This window comes from Elstera litoralis (assembly GCF_000963705.1).
In the GTDB taxonomy this organism is placed as follows: Bacteria; Pseudomonadota; Alphaproteobacteria; order Elsterales; family Elsteraceae; genus Elstera; species Elstera litoralis.
Map to the genome: position 1 here is coordinate 1 of NZ_LAJY01000197.1, position 10,117 is coordinate 10,117.

12 protein-coding genes are annotated in these 10,117 nt (G+C 61.5%); 5 read left to right on the forward strand and 7 right to left on the reverse strand.

What is annotated here, in order from left to right; all coding sequences use genetic code 11:
- Nucleotides 1-155 precede the first annotated feature (155 nt).
- The 4 genes from VZ95_RS08650 (at nucleotide 156) to VZ95_RS08665 (ending at nucleotide 3,783) form a co-directional block, all read left to right on the forward strand.
- Nucleotides 156-446 carry a hypothetical protein gene (locus tag VZ95_RS08650; protein ID WP_232302559.1) on the forward strand — a complete coding sequence of 97 codons (291 nt, stop codon included), beginning with the start codon at nucleotides 156-158 and terminating at the stop codon, nucleotides 444-446.
- A 228-nt stretch (nucleotides 447-674) separates the two neighbouring features.
- A complete protein-coding gene (locus VZ95_RS08655) occupies nucleotides 675-1,061 on the forward strand; it encodes a c-type cytochrome (RefSeq protein WP_045775496.1) in 387 nt (128 codons plus the stop codon).
- 48 nt (nucleotides 1,062-1,109) lie between these two features.
- Nucleotides 1,110-1,562, forward strand: coding sequence for a (2Fe-2S)-binding protein (locus tag VZ95_RS08660; RefSeq protein ID WP_045775497.1), 453 nt, complete (start codon nucleotides 1,110-1,112; stop codon nucleotides 1,560-1,562).
- A 10-nt stretch (nucleotides 1,563-1,572) separates the two neighbouring features.
- Nucleotides 1,573-3,783: a xanthine dehydrogenase family protein molybdopterin-binding subunit gene (locus VZ95_RS08665; RefSeq protein ID WP_084627667.1), complete on the forward strand. Its 2,211-nt coding sequence runs from the start codon at nucleotides 1,573-1,575 to the stop codon at nucleotides 3,781-3,783.
- Nucleotides 3,784-3,836: 53 nt separating this feature from the next.
- Here the strand turns inward: VZ95_RS08665 and VZ95_RS08670 are convergent, their stop codons facing one another.
- From VZ95_RS08670 to VZ95_RS08695, 7 genes are all read right to left on the reverse strand, one after another.
- Nucleotides 3,837-5,027, reverse strand: a complete 1,191-nt coding sequence (locus VZ95_RS08670; RefSeq protein ID WP_045775502.1) for a globin domain-containing protein — start codon at nucleotides 5,025-5,027, stop codon at nucleotides 3,837-3,839.
- Between the two features lie 168 nt (nucleotides 5,028-5,195).
- On the reverse strand, nucleotides 5,196-5,648 hold the full coding sequence (locus VZ95_RS08675) for an RrF2 family transcriptional regulator (RefSeq protein WP_045775498.1): 453 nt from the start codon (nucleotides 5,646-5,648) through the stop codon (nucleotides 5,196-5,198).
- A 119-nt stretch (nucleotides 5,649-5,767) separates the two neighbouring features.
- Complete coding sequence (locus VZ95_RS08680; protein WP_198148176.1) at nucleotides 5,768-6,535, reverse strand: SDR family NAD(P)-dependent oxidoreductase; 768 nt, start codon at nucleotides 6,533-6,535, stop codon at nucleotides 5,768-5,770.
- Between the two features lie 2 nt (nucleotides 6,536-6,537).
- On the reverse strand, nucleotides 6,538-7,569 hold the full coding sequence (locus VZ95_RS08685; RefSeq protein ID WP_052711612.1) for an FAD-binding oxidoreductase: 1,032 nt from the start codon (nucleotides 7,567-7,569) through the stop codon (nucleotides 6,538-6,540).
- 14 nt (nucleotides 7,570-7,583) lie between these two features.
- On the reverse strand, nucleotides 7,584-7,868 hold the full coding sequence (locus VZ95_RS26860; protein ID WP_052711613.1) for an FAD-binding protein: 285 nt from the start codon (nucleotides 7,866-7,868) through the stop codon (nucleotides 7,584-7,586).
- The gene (locus tag VZ95_RS08690; protein WP_052711614.1) at nucleotides 7,868-8,881 is read right to left on the reverse strand and encodes a lysylphosphatidylglycerol synthase transmembrane domain-containing protein; all 1,014 of its coding nucleotides are present in this window, start codon (nucleotides 8,879-8,881) and stop codon (nucleotides 7,868-7,870) included. The genes VZ95_RS26860 and VZ95_RS08690 overlap by 1 nt, the downstream gene beginning before the upstream one ends.
- Nucleotides 8,871-9,722, reverse strand: a complete 852-nt coding sequence (locus VZ95_RS08695) for a decaprenyl-phosphate phosphoribosyltransferase (protein WP_045775499.1) — start codon at nucleotides 9,720-9,722, stop codon at nucleotides 8,871-8,873. The genes VZ95_RS08690 and VZ95_RS08695 overlap by 11 nt, the downstream gene beginning before the upstream one ends.
- Nucleotides 9,723-9,863: 141 nt before the next feature.
- Between VZ95_RS08695 and VZ95_RS26865 the strand changes: the two genes are divergently transcribed.
- On the forward strand, nucleotides 9,864-10,117 hold a 254-nt coding region (locus tag VZ95_RS26865), incomplete at its 3' end, for a hypothetical protein (protein ID WP_232302560.1).

Here is a 10,117-nt window from a genome sequence, read left to right on the forward strand (position 1 = left end):
TCTCAACGATCTCGGGACTTGCGCTTTATTTTCACCTTGGGACCAATCTGTTTCGGGAAATGCATGAGATTTTATCTCTCGTCTTATTGGTTCCGGTCATTGTTCACATTTGGCGCAATTGGCCCGGATTTGTGAATTACTTCCGGCGGCGGGCAATGCCGATCAGTCTTGCCGTTTGCTTTCTCGCGGCGGTGCCTTTCGTCTATGCGGGCTTAAGCAAACCCGCCGGTGGAAACCCTGCCATTGCCTTGATGATGGCCGCCCAGAAAGCCCCTATCGCCAAACTTGCGCCGGTTTTGGGACTGGATGAAGCCTCAGCCCTTCGACGGTTGCGGGATGCGGGCTTTGCCGATGTGAGTGGTATCGATACGGTCGCCGCCCTCGCGGCCAAGGCGCAGCTATCGCCGATGGCCGTTATGGCGCAACTTACCGCGCCGCAGCGTTAATATTCACCGCTTGGCTGGGTTTGTGCTGGGATTCGGCACAAACCCGCCGGGAACAGGCGCTTTGAGCGAAGGTCTTACGTTGCCCTTGCGTCGAAGGGTGCCGCTGAGTTATGGTTACTGAACGCGGTTAACCGCGCCATATTCTATTAAATTACTCTGTTAATCTCCCAAAAAATCTCTTTTCGGCGTCAAAACGAAACGTTCCTCTCAAAGACGAAGGACAGCGGAATGAAACCACGCATCATAGCGTTGGCGGCGGTTTTTGGTGCATTGGCCTCGGCCAGCTTTGCCCAAGATCCGGCAGCGGGTGAAAAAATCTTCGTTCAGTGTAAAGCCTGCCATCAGGTCGGCCCTGGCGCGAAAAACCTGACGGGGCCGAATTTGAACGGTCTGTTCGGGCGCAAATCCGGCTCGGTCGAGGGCGCGCGCTATTCGGCGGCGAATAAAACTTGGGGCCAAGTCTGGACGGAGGAGATCTTCCGTACCTATATCCAAAACCCGCGCGAAACGATCCCCGGCACGACGATGGCTTTCGCCGGGCTGCGCGACGCACAGAAGATCAGCGATCTTATCGCCTACCTCAAACAGTTTGGCGCGGACGGGAAGACTCCCTAACCGCACTGGCTTTTTCCATACAATCTGGGTTCGAGCTTGGAGGGTTCCATGCAATTAACGATTAACGGTAAGACCCATTCGGTCGAGGCCGATCCCGATATGCCGCTGCTGTGGGTGCTGCGCGATCATCTCGCGATGACCGGCACGAAATTCGGCTGCGGCGTCGCCCAGTGCGGGGCCTGTACGGTCCATATCGACGGGCAGCCGGTGCGCTCCTGCCAAACGCCGCTGTCAGCCGCGGAAGGCATGAAGATTACCACCATTGAAGGCGTCTCCGGCCCGGTCGCAACCGCCGTACAGACGGCCTGGGCCAAGCTGGACGTGCCGCAATGCGGTTACTGCCAATCGGGTCAGGTGATGGCCGCCGTGGCGCTGCTCACCGACAATAAAAAGCCGACCGATGCGGATATCGATAGCGCGATGGCGGGCAATCTCTGCCGCTGCGCCACCTATCAGCGCATCCGCGCCGGGATTCATGACGCCGCCAAAGCGCTGGCATAGGGAGGCTTTGATGCATTTTCATCGATTAAGTGAGCCCAAGGCTCCGCAACCGACTGTCGAAACCGCCTGGTTTCGCCCGTCGCGGCGGCAGTTTCTGATCGGCGCTGCCGTAACGGGCGCGGGCCTCAGCATTGGCATGCCCGCGCCTGGGGTGAAAGCACAGGCGGCAGCCGCGCTGTCCAACCCTTTCCCGACTTATATTCGGCTGACGCCCGACAATAAGGTCACCGTGCTCGCCGCCCATATGGATATGGGCCAGGGCATCTATAACGGCATCGCCACGCTGGTTGCCGAAGAACTGGGCGCCGATTGGTCGCTGGTAACGGTCGAGGGGGCCTGGGGCGATATCAAAGCCTATGGCAATGTCACCTGGGGCGGGGCGATGCAGGGAACGGGCGGCTCCAGCGGCATTGCCTCGTCCTGGGTTCGCTACCGGCAAGCCGGGGCCGTGGCGCGCACGTTGCTGGTCTCGGCGGCGGCGAAAGCCTGGGGCGTTCCGGCAGCGGAGATTAAAGTTGAGAACGGTCAACTTTCCCACGCCAGCGGTAAGAAAGCCCCGCTCGGGGCTTTTGCCGATGCGGCGGCGAAAGAGGCTTTGCCCGCCAGCGTCGAGCTGAAATCCCCGGATCGCTGGACGCTGATCGGCAATGCCGCGCACCGTCGTTACGATTCGGCGATCAAAGCCAAGGGCCAGCAGGATTACACCATTGATGTGCAGCTTCCCGGCCAATTGGTTGGGATGATTCTGCACCCGCCTTTGTTCGGCGCGACGTTGAAATCGGTCGATGCCACCGCGGCGAAGGCGGTTCCGGGCGTCACGGATGTCGTCACGATCACGCGCGGCGTCGTCGTGCTGGCGAAGGATACTTGGTCGGCGATGAAGGGCCGCGAGGCGCTGGTCGTGACCTGGGACGAGAGCAAGGCGGAAAAGCGCGGCTCAGCGCAGATCATGGCCGATTATCGGGCCTTGGCGGCAAAGCCGGGAACCTTGGTGGAAGAGCGCGGCTCGGCGGCGACCGGCCTCGCGGGCGCGGTCAAAACCCTGGAAGCCACCTATGAGTTCCCCTATCTCGCCCATGCCGCGCTGGAGCCGCTGAACGCGGTGGTGCGGAAAGACGGTGAGGTTCTGGAAGTGTGGGGCGGGCACCAGATGCCGGACCTCTATCAAGGCCTCGCGGCCAAAATCGCCGGAACCACGCCGGATAAAGTGCGTCTGCACGTCATGAAAACCGGCGGCGGCTTCGGGCGGCGCGCGGTGATCGATGGCGATATTATTGCCGAAGCGGTGGAAACCGCCAAAGCGATCAACTTCCGCGCCCCGGTGAAGCTGCAATGGACGCGGGAAAACGATATGGCCGGGGGGCGCTATCGCCCGCTCATGCTGCATCAGGTGAAAGTCGGGCTCGATGCTAAGGGCGCGATTACCGGCTGGCAGCACCATATCGTCGGCCAATCGATCTTGATCGGCACGCCGTTAGAAGCTTTCGCGGTGAAAAACGGCGTCGATGCAACCTCGGTGGAAGGGGTAGCCCAATCGCCCTACGCGCTACCGAACTTTCGCGTCGAAGTGACCAACACGCAATCGCCGGTGCCGGTGCTGTGGTGGCGGTCGGTGGGCCATACCCACACGGCCTATGCGATGGAAACCATGATCGACGAAATCGCGCGCACGGCGGGGCAAGACCCGGTGGCGCTGCGGCGGCAGTTGCTCAAAGACCACCCGCGCCCCTTGGCCGTGCTGAATGCACTGGCCGAGAAGGCCGGGTGGGACAAGCCGCTGCCCGCCGGGCGCTTCCGGGGTATCGCCCTGCATGAATCCTTCGGCACGATGGTGGGGATGGTCGCCGAAATCACGCTGCAAAAGCAGGGCTTCAAGGTGGAAAATGTCGTCGCGGTTGTCGATTGCGGCGTCGCGGTCAACCCGGATCAGATCGCGGCACAAATCGAAGGCGGGGTCGGCTTCGGTCTCGGCGCGATTCTGCGCGAAGAGCTGCCGTTAGAGGCGGGGCGCGTGGCGGTGCTGAACTTCGACGGCTATCTGCCGCTACGCATCGATGAAATGCCGAAGGTCGAGGTGCATATTATGCCCTCGACCGCTGCCCCCACGGGGATCGGCGAGCCGGGCGTTCCGGTCATCGGTCCGGCGGTGGCGAATGCCGTGGCGGCCGCGACCGGCAAGCGCGTTCGGGTTCTACCGATGGAAAAGGGCCTCGCGGTTTAAGCGAAGCCCCTTCTGAGACGATGGCGGGGGGAGCGATCCCCCGCCATTTTTTTTTAGGCTGCCAGCGCCGGGATGGTCAGCAAATCCTCATCGGTTGCGCCGAAGAACTCATACAGAATCCGGTCGGGGGCGATACCTTGCGCGAGCAGCCCCTGGATCGTCGCCCGCATAAACCCGCGCGGGCCGCAGACGAGGTAGAGCGCCTCCGAAGCCTTGCTGTTTTGGGCAATCCAAGCGGGATCGGCCCGGCCAATATGGTGATAATCGGTGCCTAATTTTGCCTCCGGGCCGATTTTCTCATAGAAGATATGGGCCTGGCCCTGTGGAAGCCTGCCGATGAAGTCGCGCACTTCTCGTCCAAAGGCGTGATGCGCGTGGCTGCGCACGGCGTGGATGAAATGGACGATTCGGTTGGGCTGCGTCGCTGCAATTCTTTCTAACATGCTCAACAGTGGCGTGATGCCAACCCCGCCTGCGATTAGAACCAAAGGGCGCTCGCCGTCCGGCAGGGTGAAAACGCCGGCGGGCGGGGCTACGTCGATCAGCAGGCCAGGGGTATCTATAGTGTGCAAGTAGCTACTGCTTAAGCCTGGCATTATCCCCTCCTCCGGAGCATCTTCCCGCTTGACCGAAATCCGGTAAAAATTCGACTGAACCGCGCCGGACGATAGCGAGTAATGGCGCAGCAACGGCCCATAGCCCGGCACGTCGAGCTTGAGGGTCAGATATTGACCCGGCTGGAAGGCGGGAAGCGGTTGGCCATCGGCGGGGACGAGATAGAAGCTGCTGATTCTGCTGCTTTCCGGGACGATCAATTCGAATTTAAAGCGCCGGTACCCGCGCCATCCGCCGGGGGCGGTCGCGCGGGCTTTGTAAATCTCTTCTTCGTGCGTCGTGAAGATGGTCTTCAACAGGCCGATAGCCTCCGTCCAGGCAGCGACGATCTCCGGCGTGGCGGCATCGCCCAGAATGTCGCGGACGCCCTGAAGGAGGGCGATGGCGAACGCGTCGTAATGGTGTGGCTGGATATTAAGGGCGGCGTGGCGGCTGGCGATACGCTCGATTGCCGGGCCAAGCGCCGCGAGATTATCGATATTCTCAGCATAGGCAATCACCGCCTGCGCCAGCGCTCGCGGCTGCGTGCCGTCGCGCTGGTGCGTGAGGTCGAAGATCGTGCGGATATTCGGATCGCGCAGCAGCAAATCATACATGCGCAGGACGATGGCGAGGCCGTGGATACGCATGATAGGCGCGTTGGATTTGACGACGGCAATCGTTTGGGGGGCAGCATGGAACACTCTCAGTTAAAAAGGTCTAGCTGAGATGCATCTCATAAAAGGGTTTTTTTTAAGACATATATTAAATACAGCTTTGTGCATGACAAAAAAAACCTCCCCCCTTGGGAGCGTTCTTTACGGCGATAGGCTGGGAACGCCGAGGTTCAGGGCACGGGCCATCGGCGAGGCTGGAACGATGATATCGGCCAGGGTATAGCGCTCCAACACCAGCAGGAAGGCATTCATTGCTTCGCCGAGGATGCCGCCGAGGGGACAGCAGGCGGTGAGCGGGCAAGTGTTCCCGCTGGCCTGGAAACATTCAACCAGATCGAAATTATCCTCAAGCGCCCGAACCAGCCGACCAATGTTGATCTCTTGCGGTTTCTGGATCAGCTCGAAGCCGCCGTTGCGGCCGCGCACAGTGCGGATATGGCCGAGATGGGCCAATTCGCCGACGATCTTGGTCAGATGATGCTCGGAAATCCCATAGCAGCCCGCAATCTCAGGAACGGTCGACAGGCCATCGGGTTTCAGGCTGAGGTAAATCAGGATTCGAAGCCCGTAATCGGTATACCGCGTCAGGCGCATGTTGGGGTCCAATCCTTGCGAGCGGCGTGCCCCGCGAGGGGGCGATAACATGATTTTGAAATATGGCTTTTGTTGACGCCATATACCAGAGCGCCCGCTCCAGAAATTGCCCGCACGCCTTAAATCGAGAGCTTCTTGAAAATCTTCTCCGGCACCGAACGGATGATGAGCATAATCAGCGCCCAGAAACCGGGAACATAGAGTTCCTCTTTACCCTTCAGCGCCGCGCGCAAGAGGGTGGCCGCCGCCCGCTCCGGGCTTTCGGCGTAGAAGATTCCCGGCAGGCCCCAGGTCATGCCTGTATCGAGAAAGCCCGGTTTGGCGAAGGTTAGCGTCACGCCACTGCGGAACAGCCGCGCCCGCAAGCCCGAACAGAAGGTCGCGAGCCCGGCTTTGGCCGAGCCATAGATATAATTGCTGAAGCGGCCCCGGTCGCCCGCGACCGAGCCCAGCACGATCACCCGGCCCGCATGGCCTGCTTCCAGCATCGGCGCGAGCGCCAGCAGAAGCCGCGCGGCGCCCGTGAAGGTAGCGGTGAGGCAGCGCAACGCTAAAGCCGGATCGGCTTCCATTGCCTTTTGCTCGGGCATCAGGCCGAAAGCCAGGAAAATATCGAGCCCGCCGGGGCTGGCGTGATGGGGGATGGAGGCTGCCAACGCGTCGAGGCTGGCCATATCCTCCGCATCGAAACTTTCCACAACGACCGCACTCGCGCCGCGCAAGCGCAAATCGGCGGCGCTGCGGTTGAGATCGTCGGTATCGCGTCCGGCCAGAATCAGCCGTGCGCCTTGCCCGGCGACGAGGCGCGCGAAGGCGCGGGCGATGGGGGAGGAGGCACCGAGAATAAGCCAAGTGCGGTCGGTCATCACTGGAAGGGGCTTACCCATGCTTATGCTCCCCGAAGCGCAAGGCGGCGCGATTGGTCGGAGGCGAATTTACCCTCCGGGTCCATCTCGGCGGCAATCTGTTGGAACTCCGCCAAGCGGGGATACATGCGCGCGCAGCCTGCCGCCGACAGGGCGGAGTCTTTGGCGAGATAAATCCGGCCACCGTGATCGAGCGTAATCGCTTCCAGCCGGTCCAGCAGCGCCCCAGTCTCGGCCCGGCGCGGCAGATCGAGCGCCAGAGTGAAACCCGGCTGCGGGAAGGACAGCAGCCCCTGACCTTCCGCCCCGAGGGTTTTCAGCACGGCGAGGAACGAGGCGCTACCGCCTTGGCTCACGGCGTTCAACAGCGCGCGCAAGCCGGTTTCGGCGGCGGCATCGGGAATCACGGCCTGGAACTGGCTGAAGCCCGGTTTACCGTACAGCCGATTCCACTGGGCCAGTGCGTCGAGCGGATAGAGGAATTGCTCAATCGCGCGCAAACTCTGCCGCCCCTGGCGCGGGATGCGGTGGTAATAGGCGGCATTGAACAGTTTCACATTGGTCCGCGACAGGCAGAATTTCGGCAGGTTGACCGGAATCGCTTTGGTTTTGCGCGGCGTTACGGGCACGCCCTCGGGCGATAGATCGGCGGTTTCCAGAATACCGCGCCCGATGCGATCGCCGCTGGCCAGCGCATCGATCCAGCCGACCGAAAAGCGCGCGGCGCTGCGGGCAGCGCGCAGCCCGTTGAGGAAAGCCGCGAGATCGGGCATGCGCTCTTCGCTTAGGCTCACCGCATTGCTCGGGATTTTCAGCAGGCGCAAGCCCGCCGCCAGGATAATCCCCGTCAACCCCGCGCCGCCGACCGTCGCCCAAAATTCGCGCGGCGTTTCTTCCGGCGTTAGGCGGCGCAGGTCGCCCGATGCGGTGAGCAGGTCGATCCAGGCGATATGCGCGCCGAAACTGCCGTCCGCATCGTGGTTCTTGCCGTGCACATCATTGGCAATCGCGCCGCCGACGGTAGCAAAGCCGGTGCCCGGTGTGACCGGCAGCATGAAGCCGCGCGGAATCAGCAGGCGCTGGATCGCCCCCAGCTTACCCCCGCCTCGACGGTCAGCAGTGGCGCATCCCCGGTTTCCAATCCTAGAAAACGGTCCAACCGCTCGGTGAGAAGCACCGCGCCCGCGCTGTTCAGCGCCTGATCGCCGTAGGAGCGCCCGGCTCCCCGCGCCAGCATCGTGCCGTCGCTTTTCAGGCAGGCCGCAACCTCGCTCATCCGTTCGGGCCGGAACGCCGCCGTCTTTGTCTGGGGAAACCGGCCCCAGCCGGACAAAGCCAAGCTTTTGCTGCGCATTACAGGTCTCCCGACGCGGATGACGCCCCATCCCTCGGTCGGCGCAGGGCCGCGAGCAGGAACGGCAGTACGATAAAGCCCAAGGCCGTGGAGAACCACAGTGTCGTTAGGCGAATGATGGCAGTGGCCGCCAGGGCCGCGTCGCCCTCGAACCCGAGCGAGGTCAGCAACAGCAGCATCACCGCTTCCGCCCCGCCGAGGCCGCCGGGCAGCATCGAAATCGTTCCGGCGATGAGGGCGAAAGTGAAAACAAAGCTCGCTTGCTGAAAACTCACCTCCGGCCCGCCGACGGCCTGGAGCAGCAGTTGAAACGACCAAGCCTCCGCCGCCCAACCGATCAAGGCGAGCACCAATCCAACGCCGAAGCGCCGGAAAGTGAAGAGCTTCGCCGTCTCGCGCAGGGCCGCTCTAATCTTGGCGAAGAGACGCGGCGCGCGCCCGCCGAACAGGCGGTAGAGCGCATTCGTCACCCACAGCAGGGTTTTTGGGCGCAGGAACGGCAGCATCAGCACGAGCAGCCCGGCGGCAATGCCCAAGGTCACATCGGCATAGCCGCTGAACGCGCCCAAGGAGGCGAGGCAGAGCAGCATGATCGCCACCATGTCCGAGAGCCGGTCGCCCAGGAACAAAGGCGTGGCGCGTGCGTAGGGCACACCCTTCGCCCGCTCTAACACCCAGAGCCGTAGCGCTTCCCCGGCCTTGCCCGGCGTCGTGGTGAGGGCAAAACCGCCGATGAAGACGGCGATATTGAAGCCAAGGCCTACCTTCAGCCCCAAGCCTTGCGAAAACCAATGCCAACGCAAGGCTCGCAAAGCGTAATTGAACACCGATAGGCCCAGCAGCGCGAGAATGACGCTGAGCGGCACGCGCTGGATTGCCGTCCAAACCTTCTCGAAACCAACATAGGCCCCAACCGCAACCAGCCCCGCCGCGAAGGCAACAATGGTGCCGACGACGATCCATTCCAATCGGCGCAGCTTGCCCTTGGTCAGGCTTTTGGCGTCAACGGCCATAAATCAGCGCTCCGAAGGTGACGATCCAGGCCAGCACATTGCCGATGAGGAATTTATCGGTCAGCACAATGGTCGTCGGCGAGCCCGACCGTTCCTCGACCAGGGCGATTTGCAGATAGCGCAGCACGCCCATAATCACGAACGGCGTGGTGAGATAGAGGTTATGGATGCCCGCTTCCACCGTATAAAGCAGGTAGGAGACCAGCAGCCCGGCCAGCATCATCGCAATTGCGGTATCGAGAAACGGCAGATTGTACCCGGCGAGCGCTTTGCGGTGGCCTTTGTCGAGCTGCTTCACAATATCGTCGCGGCGTTTGGCCAGGGCGATAAACAGCGACACGAGGCCCGTGCAGACGATGATCCATTCCGACGCGCGCACGCCGATGAGGTCCGCCCCGGCAAAAACGCGCAGGACGTACCCGAGGGCGACCAGCATCACATCGAGAATCGAAATCTTCTTCAGCCCCAGCGAATAGCCGAGGTTCACCGCGAGATACACGAGGCTGAGCATCAGAAAGCCGGGGGAAAGCGTGGCGGCGAGGCTAAGCCCGCCCGTCGCCAGAACCACCATCACCCCCAATGCCAGCGGCAAGGGTACGGTGCCCGCCGCGAGCGGGCGCTTGCATTTGGTCGGATGCTGCCGGTCGGCCTCGCGGTCCATCGTATCGTTGAGAATATAGATGGCGCTGGCGAGCGCGCTGAAGCAGAGCACGCCGAGCAGGACCTGGAAAATCGTCTCACTCTTCAGCGCGGCTGGGGTGAAAAACAGCGGGGCGAGAATGAAGGCATTCTTTACCCACTGATGCGGGCGCATCAGCTTTAGCGTTTCAAACATCATCATCCGCGCGCCAAACCTCTCAAGAGCCGGTATCGACCCAATGCTGCCCCTTCTCTACCGAGGGTGCGGGGGGCGTCCAGTGAACTCTTTGTAGGGAGCGGTGCCCCGAAATGGAAGTTCAAGGCTTGGCCTGGATAGGCTAATTTGCGCTATAAGCACCCACGGACGAACGTCAGGCGGTTGGTTTCTAAACTGGAACGAGATGAAAGTAAGCCTATGATCGATTTTCGATGGGTTCGGATGCTCCCCACACTTGGCATCTTGGTTCTTGTTTCCTTCTACATGGTGATGTCTCGGTTCGGCAGTATGATTGTGGATCTCGATCCGTCCTGGCATCAGATGTTGAACTACGCCTTTGGTCAGAATTTTCAGTTTGGTAAAGATATTATTTTCAATAT